Source organism: Pseudomonas pichavaramensis (genome assembly GCF_050473265.1).
Classification (GTDB): Bacteria; Pseudomonadota; Gammaproteobacteria; order Pseudomonadales; family Pseudomonadaceae; genus Aquipseudomonas.
The window spans coordinates 326337-341258 of the sequence record NZ_JBJKFJ010000001.1; the positions used below are offsets into that span (position 1 = coordinate 326337).

The following is a 14922-nucleotide window of genomic DNA, read 5'->3' on the forward strand; positions in this document are numbered from 1 at the left end:
ATCGTCGCTTTGCTTAGAATCCTGTGCAGTCTTTCAGGAGTCGCCACCATGCCCGGATACTTCTACCTTGCCATCGCCATCGCCGCCGAAGTGCTCGCCACCACCTCGATGAAGGCCGTCGAGGGGTTCAACAAACCGCTGCCACTGCTGTTGGTGGTGGGCGGCTACGGCATCGCGTTCTGGATGCTGACGCTGGTGGTACGCACCATCCCGGTCGGCATCGCCTATGCCATCTGGGCCGGCCTGGGCATCGTGCTGGTCAGCATTGCCGCTGCCGTCATCTATCAGCAGAAGCCCGATCTGCCGGCCATGCTCGGCATGGCGTTGATCGTCAGCGGCGTGGTGGTGATTCAGTTGTTCTCCCAGTCGACCGGGCATTGATCGGCCGACGGGCGCGAGGCTTGGCGGGTTATACTGCGCGCCCGATTTTCGCCGAGGCCCGTTCATGTCCCAGTCTCTCAGCACCGATGTCCTGATCGTCGGCGGTGGTGTCGCCGGCCTCTGGCTCAATGCACGTCTGCGCCGTCAGGGATTTGCCACCGTGCTGGTCGAGTCTGCCGAGCTGGGCGGCGGGCAGAGCCTGAAGTCGCAGGGCATCATTCATGGTGGTGCCAAGTACGCCTTGCACGGCGCGCTGACCGGCGCCTCCGAAGCCATCGCCGACATGCCACGGCGTTGGCGCGAGGCGCTGGCCGGTAATGGCGAAGTGGATCTGTCTGGTGTACGTGTGCTTTCCGATGCCCATTATCTGTGGTCGCCGGGTACCCTGGCTGGCAATCTGACCAGTTTCTTCGCCAGCAAGGCGGTGCGCGGCCGGGTCGACCAGGTCAAGGGCGAGCAACTGCCGCCAGCGCTGCAGCATCCCAAGTTCAAGGGCAAGGTCTATCGACTCGCCGAGCTGGTACTCGATGTCCCCAGCCTGATCACCCGCTTGAGCGAACTGGCGGGCGATGGCCTGTTGGCTGCCGAGCGGATCGAGCCGTTGCGAGACAATGGCGAGCTGCGCGGGCTGATCGTCGATGGTCGGGAGATTCGTGCTCAGCGTGTGGTGTTTAGCGCGGGGGCCGGCAATGCCGAGCTGCTCGCTGCCCTCGGCATCGAGCAGCCGGCGCAGCAACTGCGGCCGCTGCATATGGTGCTGGCCAAGGGGCCGGCGCTGAAGCCGCTGTATGCCCATTGCCTGGGCGGCGGGCCTAAACCTCGCGTGACCGTCACCACTCATCCTGCGGCCGATGGCCAATGGGTCTGGTATCTCGGCGGTGACCTGGCTGAGGCCGACGGCGTGGCACGCGGAGAAAACGAACAGATTCAGGTGGCACAAAAGGAGATGGCGGCGTTGCTGCCCTGGGTCGATCAGAGTCAGACGCGCTGGGCTACCCTGCGTGTGGACCGTGCCGAACCCGCGCAATCGGGGTTGGTGCGTCCGGACAACGCCTTTCTTGCCGAGCAGCAGAATCTGCTGGTCGGTTGGCCGACCAAGCTGGCGCTGGCGCCGGATTTCGCCGACCGCGTACTGGCGACCTTGCAGCGTGACAAGGTGGTGCCGGCCAGTCATGCGCCGCTGCCCGAGTTGCCGCGTCCGGCGCTGGGGCAACCTGTCTGGGAGGCGCTGTTGCCATGATCAGCACCCTGCACGATCTGCATCGCCCGCTGGGTTCCACCGGTCTGCGGGTTTCGCCGCTGGGCCTTGGCACCGTCAAGTTGGGCCGCGATCAGGGCGTGAAGTACCCCAATGGTTTCACCATCCCTGATGATGCTCAGGCTACGGCCCTGTTGCGTCAGGCGCGTGAGCTGGGCATCAACCTGATCGATACCGCGCCGGCCTATGGCATCAGTGAACAGCGTCTCGGCCCGCTGCTGCGCGGCCAGCGTGACGAGTGGGTGATCGTCAGCAAGGCTGGCGAGGAGTTCGAGCAGGGGCGGTCGCATTTCGACTTCTCTGCCGCGCATACCCGCCTGTCGGTGGAGCGCAGCCTCAAACGCCTGGAGACCGATCGTATCGATCTGCTGCTGGTGCATTCCGACGGTAACGACCTGGCGGTGCTGCGTGACACGGGGGTGTACGAAACCCTGGCGGCGCTCAAGCGCGAAGGCAAGATCCTCGGCTACGGGATTTCCGGCAAGACCGTCGAGGGCGGTCTGCTGGCGCTGGAAGAGGGGGACTGCGCCATGGTCACCTACAACCTGAGCGAGCAGGGCGAAAAACCGGTACTGGACTACGCTGCCAGTCACGCCAAGGGCATTCTGATCAAGAAGGCGCTGGCCAGCGGGCATGCTTGCCTGGCCGACGGTGTCGACCCGGTGCGTGCCAGTTTCGAGCTGATCTTCGCTCATCCAGGCGTCAGCAGCGCCATCGTCGGCACCATTACACCTGCGCATCTGACGGCCAACGTAGCCACCGTCGCGGCAGTATTGCGCGACATGCGCTGAGGCCCCGGTCACGTCCCCTTACAGGCCGGGCTTGTATTGAACGGTTGGCTTGGGGCAGCCTTGAGCGGTTTTCGTTTCACCCTGATCCTCGCGCGAATGCCGGTGTAACTGCCGGCTTCACGCCCAGTCGGAACAAGGAGTCGAGATGTCGCGTACGCTGATCCGCAAGGACCCGAGTAACTTCAAAACGCTGCCGTTGTTCGTCGAGGCCAGTGCTGATGGGCTGCGCTACCAGAGCCTGGGCCAGCCACTGAATTTTCAGCAGATGCTCGAACGGCGCCGGCCGGTCGAGGTGGTGGACAGTTCGCGTTTTTCCGTGGAGCTGGCCAATCTCGGTGTATCGGTGCGCCTGACTCTGCGTCTGCATGGTCGCGATTACTGGCTGCTGGTGCGTCAGCGGCGCCCGGACCGCGGTGATACGGTGCTCAAGTTGATCTCTGGCTATGTGCCGGCGCATGAGCTGAATTTGCCGTTGCTCACCGCTATTCAGGAAGTGGCGGAGGAGTGCCTGCTCGAGACTGCCGATGGCTGGCTGGGCGGACGTTTCGCCGACACCTGGTTGCCGACACCCTATCAGGGGGCGCTGCGTTACCGTGAGGCCAGCCACTTTCGTCTCAGCCCACTTTCCGGTGCGGCGCGTCCCGTACAGTGCGGCAACCTAACGCTGCTCGAGCGACCGCGAGCTTATGTGCACCTGCCAACCGCATCCTTGCAGCTGGTCTATGACTTGAGCCTGGAACTGCCGCGCGATGCCAGGCAGTTGAGCCTGTTCCATGTCGACGAGTGTCTGGAGGAGGGGCGTCTGGTGGCGCGTCTGGAGCGTCGGCGGCCGGATATCTACCTGCTTGCCCTGCATCGGGGGGCGCCCAGTGGTGGCCTGTTCACCTTGCGCAAAGGTGAGCTGCAGGCAGCGAGCACACGCGGTCTGTGGCTGTCCGAGAGTTTCGCCGAGCAGGATGGCTGGCTGGTGCGTGATGAGCGAGTCCGCTGGAAGGACTGGCTGCTGCGCTACGGTGTGCGAGCGCCACAGCGTCGCTCATTGGTGGGGGCGTAGGGCCTGTTGCCGTCACACTCGCGCTTTGCGATGAAATGGGAGCAGACCCTGGAGGGCGGTCAGTGCGCCCGGCTTTCGTGCATGCGCGTCAGTTGCCGTTCCAGCAGTGCCGGGTAAGGGTCGAGCAGGCGTTCCACGCAGCTGGCACCCTCCGGGCTGGCGATCGGACGAATGCGAGCACGCTGGCGGGCCAGCGTATCCTGTGCGACACGCTGTTCGACCAAGAGCAGGTTGCGGCTGTGTTGCGACAGGGCGAGCGCGTCCATGGCGCTGTCGCTGAGCAGCAGCTCGGCCTGGTCGAGCTCTTCCAGGTCGTTGCCCAGGGTCAGACCCAATTGCAACTGCAGAGTGATGCCGCTGTCGGCGACCTCGATCTGCAGGGCGTGGCCGAGTGCGCGCATCAGTTCGCCGCAGCAAATGGCGTGGGTCAGGTAGTCCTCGTCGCATTCACGCTCGTGAAACAGCATCAGGCTGCTGCCGTCCTTGAGGGTGTGCAGTTGCCCCTGATACAGCGCGGCAGCCTGTTCCAGGCAGCCCCGGTAGCGTTCCAGCAGGTCGAGCAGGCGCGTGCGTGGCAGGCGTCGCAGTTGTTCCTGGGCGCCAAGCTGGATGGCCAGAACGGCGCTGGCTTGCGCCGAGCGCGGCGACTGGGTGGGCGTAGCGGGCGCGCTGTCGGCTGCCTCGTCCCGCAAGTCAGCGAAGGGATCGTCGGGCTCGATCGAGTCGGGCCAGGGCTTGAGCGCCTCGTCGCTGTCATCATCTAGAGTGACTGCGTCGACGCGGCGCTCGGCTGCGTTGTCGTCTTCCTCTGCGAGGCTGACCTCGTCGTCTAGCTCCTGTGGATAGTCTTCTTCGTCGAGCAGGGCTTCGTCTTCCAGTTCCTCTGCTTCGGGTTCCGGCTTTTCCGGCACCAGGCGAGCCTGAAGTTGCCGAGCCAGATCACCGATCTCGTCATTGCGTCCGGCGCCCGGTGCCGGGTCATCCGGATCACGCAGCCAGAGCCGTAGCTGCAGCAGCGGTGTTGAAATATGGCGGCCGAGGCGCATGCTCAGCGACAGGGTCAGGGCCAGCAGGATCAGGCTGAGAATGCCCATGCTCTGCAGGCTGATGGTCATCGGCTGTTGGAACTGACGCATGTCCAGGCTGATACGCAGTTGCCCGGCGATCACCTCCTGAAAGGTGATTTGCGTGGAGTACAGGCCGTCGCTCTCGCCCAGCATGCTACGTGTAGGGCGTGCGCCCGCTTCGGCGAGGATGCGATTGTCCACGCTGTAGATGGCCGCATGGGCGACCAGCGGATTCTTCGCCAGATTGTTGAGCAATACATTGAGGCTGAGGATGTCGTTGGACACCAGCAGCTCGGTGGCCGAGGCGGCTGTCTGAGTGATCATCGCCTGGCCCAGGGCATCGGCCTGCTGCTGCATGGCCTGCTTGAACTGCATGCCCATGACCCAGGCGTAGATGAGCATGGCCAGGGCCACCAGCAACAGGCTGTGGCTGGCAATGCGCAGCACCAGAGGCACCCGCCGCTGGCGCAGCGCGTGGAAGATCATGATGAAGAAGTTGTCGGGCTTGACGGGCGCGGGCCGGTTCACAGAGCTCGGCTCTTGTCGACTGAAGATGCCGCGCAGTATAGCGAGCGGTCTGGGGCGGGCAAAGCGCATGGCTGCCCGGATCGTGGGGAAACTGGGTAGAATGTGCGCCTTTTCGTCGGGCGGTGGTCAATTCGCCGCCTGTCTGCCTCAATCGTTTGCCTTGGAGGGTGCGTCTTGCGCGAAATCGTCCTGATCAATATCACCGGCGAGGATCGCCCCGGGCTCACCGCCGCCATCACCGGCGTACTGGCGCAAGGCGGGGTCAATATCCTCGATATCGGCCAGGCGGTGATCCACGACACCCTGTCGTTCGGCATCCTTATCGAAATTCCGGATAACGGGCGTTCTCAAGCCGTACTCAAGGATCTGCTGTTCACCGCGTACGAGCTTGATCAGCAGGTGCGTTTCACTCCGGTTTCCGAAGAAGACTATCTGCAGTGGGTCGGTGGTCAGGGCAAGGCCCGGCATATCGTCACCCTGTTGACGCGCAAGGTCACTGCCGAGCAGTTGCAGCGGGTCAGCGCGATCACCGCCAAGTACGGACTGAATATCGACCATATCGACCGCCTTTCCGGGCGCATGCCGTTGGACATGCCCGCTGAGCAGGGCAAGGGCTGCATCGAGTTCTCCGTGCGCGGCGAGCCCGCCGACCCGGTAGCGCTGCGCGCCGAGTTCCTCAGTGTGGCGCAGGAGCTGAATGTCGATATCGCCTTCCAGCGCGATTCGGTGTTCCGTCGTAACCGCCGTCTGGCGGTGTTCGACATGGACTCCACGCTGATCGAGGCCGAGGTCATCGACGAACTGGCCAAGGCGGCCGGGGTAGGTGAGCAGGTTGCCGAAATCACCGAGCGTGCCATGCGTGGCGAGCTGGATTTCCGCGCCAGCTTCAAGGAGCGCCTGGGGTTGCTCCAGGGTTTGTCCGAGGATGTGCTGGAAGAGATCGGCGCCTCGTTGCGCCTGACCGAAGGTGCCGAAGTGCTGTTTGCCGAGCTCAAACGCCTGGGCTACAAGACGGCGATTCTCTCCGGTGGTTTCACCTATTTCGCCAAGCAGTTGCAAGCCAAGCTGGGCATTGACTACGTGTTCGCCAACGAACTGCAGATCGAGAATGGCAAGGTCACCGGCGTTGCGGTTGAGCCCATCGTCGATGCTCAGCGCAAGGCGGACTTGCTGCGCGAATTGGCACAGAAGGAAGGTCTGCAGCTGGAGCAGACCATTGCTGTGGGCGATGGCGCCAACGACTTGCCGATGCTGGGACTGGCTGGTCTGGGTGTGGCTTTCCGGGCCAAACCGCTGGTCAAACAGTCGGCCAAACAGGCGATTTCCACGCTTGGCCTGGACGGCATCCTCTATCTGCTGGGCTTCCGCGACCGTGAGGGGCAGGACTGAGCTGCAGCCAGACAAACGAAAAAGCCGCCGTTGAAGGCGGCTTTTTCGTTTCTGCTGGTTTACTCGTCGCCGGCTGAGAAGTCGTAATCCATCGACTGACTCGGACCCTGCAGGTAATAACCCTGGATGAAGTTGACCCCGGCCTGCCACAAGGTGGCCAGGACGCTGGCGCTCTCGACGAAGGGCACGATGGTCAGCTTGGCCTGAGCGTGCAGGCTGCTGAGCAGCGTCTTGAGGGCTTCCTGATTATCGGCATTGCTCAGGTCCTGGGAGAAGGAACCGTCGACTTTGACGAAGTCCACCTGCAGATGCTTGAGCGTATTGAACGGGTTCAGTGCGCAGCCGAACTGGCTCAGGGCGACCTTGCAGTGCAGCTCCGCGAGTCCGTGGGTCAGCGCCTTGGCCTGCTTCAGGTAGGCGATCGCGTCAGGTTCGCTGAACTGGAACACCAGTGAGTCGGATGGTAGCCGGGCTGCTTTGAGGGCCACGCTGAGCCAGGGCAGCAAGGTCTGATCCTGCAGGCTGGAGCTGGAGAGGTGCACGAACAGGCGGGTGTTGTGGCCTTTCGAGCGGTGATCGGCGAGCAATTTGATCGAGTTGAGGATCACCCAGCGGTCGATCTTCTCACCCAGCCCGGCGTCCTTGGCCGCGGCGAGGAACTGCGCTGGCGGTACTTCTTCACCTTGCGGGTTGAGCAGGCGCAAGAGCACCTCGTAGTGCTCGTGAGCATCGCCGCGCAGGCTGATGATCGGCTGGAACAGCAGACGGAAGCTGTTGTTCTCCAGTGCCTGTTGCACCATCGCCAGGAGGTTGCCGCGGTTGGCGGCGGCAGCCAGTTCGGCGGCAGGGTTGAACAGTTTGATGGCGTTGCCATCGGTCAACTCGTCTGCGCAGCGGTGAGCGCGATCGATGACTTCCTGGGCCTTGGCGGTCTTCTCGCTGAGACCGGCCACGCCGATGGAAAGCGTGGTCTGGGCGGTGCGACCGCTGATCTCGAACAGATGGCCCTCGACCTTTTTCAGCAGGGCGCTCAGGTTGGCTTCACATTGCTCGGGTGTCTGGCCAGGAAGAAGCGCGGTGAATACGTCGTCGCCAAAGCGAGCCAGCTGAGTCTCCGCCGGAAAATGTGCGCGCAGCAGGCCCGCCAGATCAGTCAACAGCAGGTCGATGCCGGCCAGACCGATATCACCTTGCATGCCGGCATAACGGTCCACGCGAATGTAGGCCAAAGTCGAAGGTTGGCCGGTACCGACAGCTCGTTCAGCGGCGCCGTCCATCAGTTCGATGAAGTGGTTGCGGTTGAACAGGCCGGTGACCAGATCCTGGCTACTGATCTCGCGCAGCTTTTCTTCCAGTTCGGCATTGGAGGTTTCCGCGCGAATGACCACCTGAATGCAGGGTTCGCCATCATAGGTCGCAGGGGAGAAACTCATCTGTGCGGCGAAGCTGCTGCCGTCGGCGCGGATACCCTGGCAACTCAGCTCGGCATCGCCCTCGGTGCTGTGATAGTTCTTCAGGAAATCCTTGAACGCACTCTGATCGGCGCTGGCAATCAGGTCGATCATCGGCATGCCTTCGAGCTCTTCACCGTCCTCGTAGCGGAACAGCTCCAGATACGCCCGGTTGGCATAGATGTGCATGCCATCGTGGACATAGGTGATGGCGTCTACCGAGCTTTCCAGCAGGAGCTGGCAGCGCTTCTCCGCTTCGCGCAGGGCCACTTCGGCGGCGCGGCGGGCGCGGCGTTCCTCGAGATTGGCCAGCTCGCGCTTGGCCACCAGGACCAGGCGTTCATCTTCACCCTGCGGCAGGGCGTCCTGAGCGCCGAACAGCAGGGCTTCGGTGATGACCTCGGAGTCGTTGCCGTCGACCAACTGCAGCACCGGGATGTCCTTGGCCTGGCGGCGGATGGCGCCTATCGCTTCGCCAGGATCGAGATGCTCGCTGCTAGGTGCGCTGATCAGCAGGTCCCAGGTGTGTTGCAGGGCTTCTGCGAGGTCTTCGCTGGAAGTCAGGCGATGGACGCGGGTGGCGTGTCCGGCATTGCGGAACAGACTGACCAGGCGCTCGGCTTCGTTCTGCGAATCCTCGAGAATCAGCAGGCGGATGGTTTTTTTTTCGATGGCCATAGAGGGGTCAATACCGCGCCGAACGGGCGCGAAAAGGCGACAAATGGTGAGTTGGTCGGAGCCTACAGCGACTTCCAGAGCGAGTCAAAATCTTCCTCCCCGGCAGGCTTCTGGCTTTGCGAGGCTGTGACCGGTGTCCCGGCAGTGCTTTCTTCTTCGCCGACGCGGCGGTACTCGAACTGGCTGAAACTGCCGGTGCTGACCTGTTTGCGCGTCAGCACTGCACGATGTTCTTCGCCTTGGTCGTTGATCAGCACCTTGCTGCCTTCCTGGAAGGGTAGGCGCGGCGTGATCAGGCTGGCAGGGCGCGAGATGGCGCTGATTTCCGGCAGCAGCAGCGCCCGCAGGTACTGGCTGTTCTGCTCGGACTTGCGTACCAGTTGCAGGCCGCAAGGACGGGCATGGGGGGCGATCAGCTCGATGCCCATTTGCGTGCCGCCGCCGCGAACCTGGCGAATCCAGCGCACGATGGCCACACTCCAGCCTTGGCTGGGACTGTCTTGAACACCCAGCAACTCGCCGGCTTGCAACTGGCTGGGGACGTCCTTTGGCCAGGACAGGCAGTAGCCACCGGGGCTGTGATTGACGATGACCAGTGGGAAGGTTGGATAGCTTTCGCCGCTGCTTTCAGGTTGTGCCTGCTCACCGGGCGTTGCCTTGGTGTACTGGATCTCTTCGAAGTGAATTTCATCCGCTGCGTTGCGCTGGGCGTCGAAGGCATTGGACCAGACATCCGGCTCGCCGGTGGAGGGTTTGAATACCGCGGTGCCGAGCTCCACAGGGCGCTTGAGCACCTCTGCGAAGGAGCGCTGTCCGGAGAGAAAGAAGTGCAGTGCGGTCATGCCGATGCACAGCGTCAGATTGCCCTGGCCCGGTGTGCGCTGGAAGGTACGCTCGGCGATATCTCCCCAGGCTGCGGCAACGTGCTGCAGCAAGTCCAGGCTGACGCCTTCGGGAATCGACAGGCGCGACTTGCCGCGCTCCTCTTCCGAGAGTTCAAGATATTCCTTGATGGCTTCGACCAGCGGTTGCGTATCGATGCCCAGCAGATTGTGCAGCTCGCCACTCTGGTAGAGCGATTTGTAGCGGGGGGGGCCATCGACCTGAGGGGCGAGGACGAAGAGGCTTCCCGGCTGGTCTCCAGGCTGCAACTTGACCAGGGCGCTCCAGGGTTCGAGGGCTTCGGCCAGGCGTGCGATACCGTTCTGACGCATCTGGTTGGTCCGTGCGCAGCCCAGTAGCAGCGCTGTCACGTACGTTTGTTCCGTACTCAGGCCTTGAGTGTGGCGCGCCAGCGGGTCACGGATGACCTGGCGATGCAGGCGTTGTTCGAAGGCGATCTGATAGAGCTGATGCAGTTCGAGCCACAGACCTTCCGGCACAGGGCAGTACAGTTGGCTGGCGCGAATCAGCGGGCTGCACAAGCTGTGGCTGGCACGTTGCAGGGCAACGGCGAGCAGTTGATCGCGATCCTTGCCGGTGCGCGCAATGACACGGGAAATGATCAGTTTGTAGCCGACGGCCAGGTGGTTCTGCAGGGCCTGGCACAGGTTGGCGACCTTGCGCGGGCGTTCGTCGAGGACGATGGCCTGGTTGAGAAAGTGGCGTTCCAGATGCTGGCATACGAAGCTGACCTCCGGGCGCAACATTTCCAGCAATTGCAGACGATTGTCCGAAGGCGTGAGGAGTTGATTGAGTTCCACCAGGCTCTGATACAGCTGGCGCGCGGTTTCACCGATGTTCGCTTTGGGCAGGGCGGCAATCCAGCGCTTGAGGTCGCGGGGGGTGCCGTCGCAGAAGCTGAGGCTTTGCTTGCTCGGTGTTGGGACGCGTAACAGCTGAAGGTGGGGACTCTGTCTATCCATCGAACTCGGATACTCCGGCCACACGATGACACGCGGCTCTAGTAATAGTCTTTCGAACTCTAGCAGCATCTGGCTGCGCTGGCAGCCCGTCCTCAGGTTCGGGTAGCCAGCGCAGCCTACGGATTTATGACCAAGTGGTCGATATGCAGGTTCAGTTTGTCAGCACTTCAGTGCTGAGCATTTCCCAGCAACTGCCCCATACGTACCGTGCTGCCGGCACCCAGCTCTTCGGCCCATTTCACCTGCTCCGGTCCGAACAGCACGATAGCGGTGGAACCCAGTTTGAAACGGCCCATTTCGGCGCCCTTGGCCAGTTCGATCGGTGCGCGTGCTGCTGCATCGTAGCGAGTGCTTTTCAGCTCGCGCTTGGGTGGGGTGATCAGGCCGGCCCAGACGGTCTCGACGCTGGCGACGATCATGGCGCCGACCAAGACTACGGCCATGGGCCCGCGCTCGGTGTCGAACAGGCAAACCACCCGCTCGTTGCGGGCAAACAGCTCAGGTACGTTCTCTGCCGTGGTCTGGTTGACCGAGAACAGGCGTCCAGGGACATAGACCATTTCCTTCAGTGTGCCGCCCAGCGGCATATGGACGCGGTGGTAGTCCTTCGGCGACAGGTACACAGTGGCGAACTGACCGCCCATGAAGGGCGCGGCACGTTCGCTGTCGCCGCCCAGCAGTTCTACTGCGCTGAAGCTGTGGCCCTTGGCCTGGAAGATGCGACCGTGTTCGATGGTGCCGAGTTGACTGATCGCCCCATCGGCCGGGCTGAGGATGGCGCCCGGTGTTTCATCCAGCGGACGTGCGCCTTCTTTCAGTGCGCGAGTGAAAAACGCATTGAAGTGCTCGAACGCGCGCAGGTCTTCTACCTGTGCTTCGCTCATGTTGACCTGATACTGCTTGGCGAACCAGGCAATCAGAGGGTTCTTCAGCCAGCTGATGCGGCACTCGGCGACATAACCGATCAGGCGCGACAGCAAGTGGTGGGGCAGCAGGTACTGGCTGAGAATGAAGAGGCGTTGTTTCATCGTGTTTCCTTGGCAGCGGAGCCAGCCGGCATGGTCAGGCCCGCTGGCAATAAGTGGGTTTCGGGCTCAGCGTTCTATGGGCGTGTCGGACAGATTGCCCCACTCTGACCAGGAGCCGGCATAAGCCTTGATCCGGGGATAGCCCAAGGCTTTGGCCACAACGTAGGAAAAGCCGGAGCGGCGGTGGGTCTGGCAGTGGGTGATCACTTCCTTGTCCGGGGTGATGCCCAGCTCCTGCAGAACCGTGGCGATATCCGTGCGAATGCGCATGCCGCGTTGCGGATCCATGCCGGCAGTCCATTCGAAGTGCGTGGCGCCGGGAATGTGCCCGCCGCGTGCTGAACTCAGTTTCTCGCCACGGTACTCATCCGCACCGCGCACGTCCCAGATCGCCAGGTCGTCAGCGCCCAGGCGCGATTGCAGGTATTCGCGAGAGGCGGTGGGGGCGTCGCTCAGCGTCAGTGATACCTGAGTGCGGACGGTTTCAGGTGTTTCCTGGTCCAGAGGCAGCCCGTCATCGACCCAGGCTTGCAGCCCGCCGTTGAGAAAGTGATAGCGCTGGTGGCCGATCACGTCGAGCAACCAGATGAAGCGCCCGGCCCAGGGGCCGCCTTCGTCGTCGTAGACCACGTAGATGGCATCCGGACGATGGCCGATATCGGCGAACAGCGCTTCGAGTTGCGCCCGCTCGGGCAGCAGACCAGGTGCAGGTGGCTGGCCCAGTTGCGTGCGCTTGGCATCGACCCAGCGTGCACGCGGGATATGGCCTGTGGCATAACGCGCCGCGCTGCTGAGATCGAGCAGGATCAGTTCGGGAGCATCCAGGCGCTCGGCCAGTTCGGCGGGTTCGAGCACCAGCGGCAGGTTGTCGAAGGCGGACATCGCGGCCTCCTCATATGAAAAGAGGTCGATTGTAGCGGAAACCACGTGTTTCAGCGCCCGCGGCGGGCAAAGCTGCTCAGCGCACGCTCGATGCACTGTATGGTCTTGGCGAAAGCCTGCAGGCATACGTCATTGAGCGGCTGGCCGCCCTGGTCGGCGACCACCAGCATGACCACGCGGCCGTTGCTGGCCAGCGAGCGCAGCAGCAGGTGCTCGCTGGGGAACAGGGCCTTGAGATGGCCCGGCAGCAGCGCGGAGAATTTGGCGACGTTACTCGGCGTCAGGCGCAGTTGGCCAGGTTCGCTTAGCAGGCGCCGCAGTACCTGGCTTTGTGCCGGGTCGAGGCTGAGTGATGCCGCGCTGGGGTCGAGTCCCGCCTGTTGCTGGGTTTGCAGGCGGCTGTGCTGGCGGTCGGCAAGTAGCAGCAACACGCGCTTCAGGCCGCAGGCCTGCAGGGCGTCCCGGGCGCAGGCAGTCAGCTGCGGCACATTGGTGAAACTGCTGGGCTCGGCGAGCAGGCGCGCGCATAGCTGGCGCCAGGCGGCAAGGTCATCACGTTTTGGTGGTGGGGTCACGTTAACCGCCGGCTTCAGGCGGTGGGCGTCCCAGGGCCATATCAGCGCCTGCGCCGGATGCCACAGAGCGTTGTCATGAATCAATCGGGCGCTGCTAACGGCATGCTGATGGACTTCCTGCTGCAGCTCGCTCAGGGGAACCTGCAGGTAGAGCCCGGTCAACAGTTGCCAGCGCAAGGTGTGCGGAGTGTCCCAGGCGTGATGGGCGGAGACCGCCAGACCGTTGGCGAGCAATACGCAGTTGCTGGGCTGGGTCAGCCAGTGGCGCAGCGGGATGTCCGCGTCGAGCAGTTGCTGCTGATGCAGTGGATGTTCATTGTCGCGAGCGATGTGCAGTGCCTTGACCAGTTGGCGACGGTCACGCTCGAGCAGGCGGTAGCCGCGCACTATCCACTCAGGCAGACGCCAGCGCTCGGCCAGTTTCACGCACAGCTGGATAAGGGAACCCCCCAGCAGCTCCTTTTCGACCATTTGCGGGCGTTCGCCCTTGAGCAGTACCCGCTGCTCCCAAGCCTCGAACAGGTGTGGATGGGCGCATAGCAGCGGCCACAGCGGAGCGAGAAACAGTAGGCTGCAGCCGTGCAGCTCATTCCACAGGCGGGCCAGGCGCGCGCCGAACAGGCCACGAGCTTGTTGGCTCGCATGCTGGCTGATCAGCAGGATCTGGCGAAATGCCAGGGGGATTTCGCTTTCCGGTAAGGCGGGGGCCTGGTTGAGCAAGGCTTCGCAACGTGTCAGTCCGAGCCGTGATAGGGCGGTTTCGACGCTCTCCGCCGGCTCGCTCAGGCTGTTGCCCGACTGGTTGGCCTCGCGCAGAACCTGCAGCGCGAACGAGGGGCTCGACTCTATGGCTTCGGCAATTTCACGCCAGGTACGGCGGCTGTCGCCCAGCACGCGACGCAAGCGCAGATGTTGCTGCTGCTCGATGGGTAACGGCAATCTGGCCAGGTGTTGCGACCAGGCGTCCAGAGTGCGTGGCAGAGGCTTTGGCGTCGACATGTGGGTTGAGCCGAGCTGGCTTTTGACCTTAACTGGCTATAGTCTGGCGCATAAGTTCCGATAATTAGAAGGGTTGTTTTAAACAACCCATCCTCTTGGCTCTACAAGCGTTCCTTTATGGCAAAAATCATAGGCATCATCGTCGTTTTTGGCTGCGTGTTCGGTGGGTTCGTGCTTTCGGGCGGACAACTGATGGCATTGGTCCACCCGTTCGAGGTCATGATTATCGGTGGTGCGGCGCTGGGGGCGTTTCTGCAGGCCAACCCCGGCAGCATGTTCATGACGGTGTTCAAGAAGTCGCTGAGCATGTTCGGCTCGCGCTTCACTCACACCTACTACCTGGAAGTGCTCAAGCTGCTCTACGAGATTCTCAACAAGAGCCGGCGTGAGGGCATGATGGCGATCGAGGCGGATGTCGAAGATCCGAATGCCAGCCCGATCTTCAGTAAATATCCTGCGGTGCTGAAAGATGCTCGCATGACCGCTTTCATCTGTGATTACCTGCGTATCATGTCGTCCGGCAACATGGCGCCTCATGAGCTCGAAGGTTTGTTCGACATGGAGCTTGCGAGCCTCAAGGAGGAGGTGGAGCACCCGGCGCATGCCGTCGCCAAGGTCGCTGACGGCATGCCGGCCATGGGGATCGTCGCTGCGGTGCTGGGTATCGTGATCACCATGTCGATTCTCGCCGAGGCGGATAACGCACAGATCGGTGAGAAAGTCGGTACTGCGCTGGTCGGTACGTTCCTCGGCATCCTGGCCTCCTACGGTTTCTTCGGCCCGTTGTCCGGTGCGCTCGAGCATGACGCCAAGGAAGAGCTGAACCTCTACGAAGCGATCAAGGCGACGCTGGTCGCATCGGCTTCGGGTATGCCGCCGACCCTGGCTGTCGAGTTCGGCCGCAAGGTGCTGTTCCCTGCGCACCGGCCGAGCTTCAGTGAGCTCGAACAGGCCATGCGCGGTAACTGAACCGGAT

Annotated in this window: 12 protein-coding genes; 6 read left to right on the plus strand and 6 right to left on the minus strand. The window is 62.7% G+C overall.

Features of this window, described 5'->3' with window-relative positions:
- Nucleotides 1-48 precede the first annotated feature (48 nt).
- From ACJRW5_RS01420 to ACJRW5_RS01435, 4 genes are all read left to right on the plus strand, one after another.
- Complete coding sequence (locus ACJRW5_RS01420; protein ID WP_484568757.1) at nt 49-381, plus strand: DMT family transporter; 333 nt, start codon at nt 49-51, stop codon at nt 379-381.
- A gap of 64 nt (nt 382-445) precedes the next feature.
- The gene (locus ACJRW5_RS01425; RefSeq protein ID WP_484568758.1) at nt 446-1621 is read left to right on the plus strand and encodes an NAD(P)/FAD-dependent oxidoreductase; all 1176 of its coding nucleotides are present in this window, start codon (nt 446-448) and stop codon (nt 1619-1621) included.
- Nucleotides 1618-2430, plus strand: a complete 813-nt coding sequence (locus tag ACJRW5_RS01430; protein ID WP_484568759.1) for an aldo/keto reductase — start codon at nt 1618-1620, stop codon at nt 2428-2430. Before ACJRW5_RS01425 ends, ACJRW5_RS01430 begins: the two co-directional genes overlap by 4 nt.
- 145 nt (nt 2431-2575) lie before the next feature.
- Entirely contained in the window at nt 2576-3484 is a 909-nt protein-coding gene (locus ACJRW5_RS01435; RefSeq protein ID WP_484568760.1) for a metal ABC transporter ATPase, read from the plus strand.
- A 59-nt stretch (nt 3485-3543) separates the two neighbouring features.
- Here ACJRW5_RS01435 and ACJRW5_RS01440 read toward each other — a convergent pair whose 3' ends face one another.
- Nucleotides 3544-5079, minus strand: a complete 1536-nt coding sequence (locus ACJRW5_RS01440; protein ID WP_484568761.1) for an AhpA/YtjB family protein — start codon at nt 5077-5079, stop codon at nt 3544-3546.
- Between the two features lie 174 nt (nt 5080-5253).
- Here ACJRW5_RS01440 and serB point away from each other — a divergent pair, with 174 nt between their 5' ends.
- Nucleotides 5254-6468, plus strand: coding sequence for a phosphoserine phosphatase SerB (serB, locus tag ACJRW5_RS01445; protein ID WP_484568762.1), 1215 nt, complete (start codon nt 5254-5256; stop codon nt 6466-6468).
- Nucleotides 6469-6527: 59 nt separating this feature from the next.
- Here the strand turns inward: serB and ACJRW5_RS01450 are convergent, their stop codons facing one another.
- The 5 genes from ACJRW5_RS01450 to ACJRW5_RS01470 form a co-directional block, all read right to left on the minus strand.
- Nucleotides 6528-8597 carry a GGDEF/EAL domain-containing response regulator gene (locus tag ACJRW5_RS01450; protein WP_484568763.1) on the minus strand — a complete coding sequence of 690 codons (2070 nt, stop codon included), beginning with the start codon at nt 8595-8597 and terminating at the stop codon, nt 6528-6530.
- A gap of 62 nt (nt 8598-8659) precedes the next feature.
- A complete protein-coding gene (locus ACJRW5_RS01455) occupies nt 8660-10462 on the minus strand; it encodes a molecular chaperone (protein ID WP_484568764.1) in 1803 nt (600 codons plus the stop codon).
- 167 nt (nt 10463-10629) lie between these two features.
- Nucleotides 10630-11490 (minus strand): archaetidylserine decarboxylase, encoded by an 861-nt coding sequence (asd, locus tag ACJRW5_RS01460; RefSeq protein ID WP_484568765.1) that lies wholly within the window; start codon nt 11488-11490, stop codon nt 10630-10632.
- A 66-nt stretch (nt 11491-11556) separates the two neighbouring features.
- Nucleotides 11557-12372 (minus strand): rhodanese-like domain-containing protein, encoded by an 816-nt coding sequence (locus tag ACJRW5_RS01465; protein WP_484568766.1) that lies wholly within the window; start codon nt 12370-12372, stop codon nt 11557-11559.
- Between the two features lie 50 nt (nt 12373-12422).
- On the minus strand, nt 12423-13946 hold the full coding sequence (locus tag ACJRW5_RS01470) for an HDOD domain-containing protein (protein ID WP_484568767.1): 1524 nt from the start codon (nt 13944-13946) through the stop codon (nt 12423-12425).
- Nucleotides 13947-14063: 117 nt separating this feature from the next.
- Between ACJRW5_RS01470 and motA the strand changes: the two genes are divergently transcribed.
- The gene (gene motA, locus ACJRW5_RS01475; RefSeq protein WP_484568768.1) at nt 14064-14915 is read left to right on the plus strand and encodes a flagellar motor stator protein MotA; all 852 of its coding nucleotides are present in this window, start codon (nt 14064-14066) and stop codon (nt 14913-14915) included.
- Nucleotides 14916-14922: the final 7 nt, after the last annotated feature.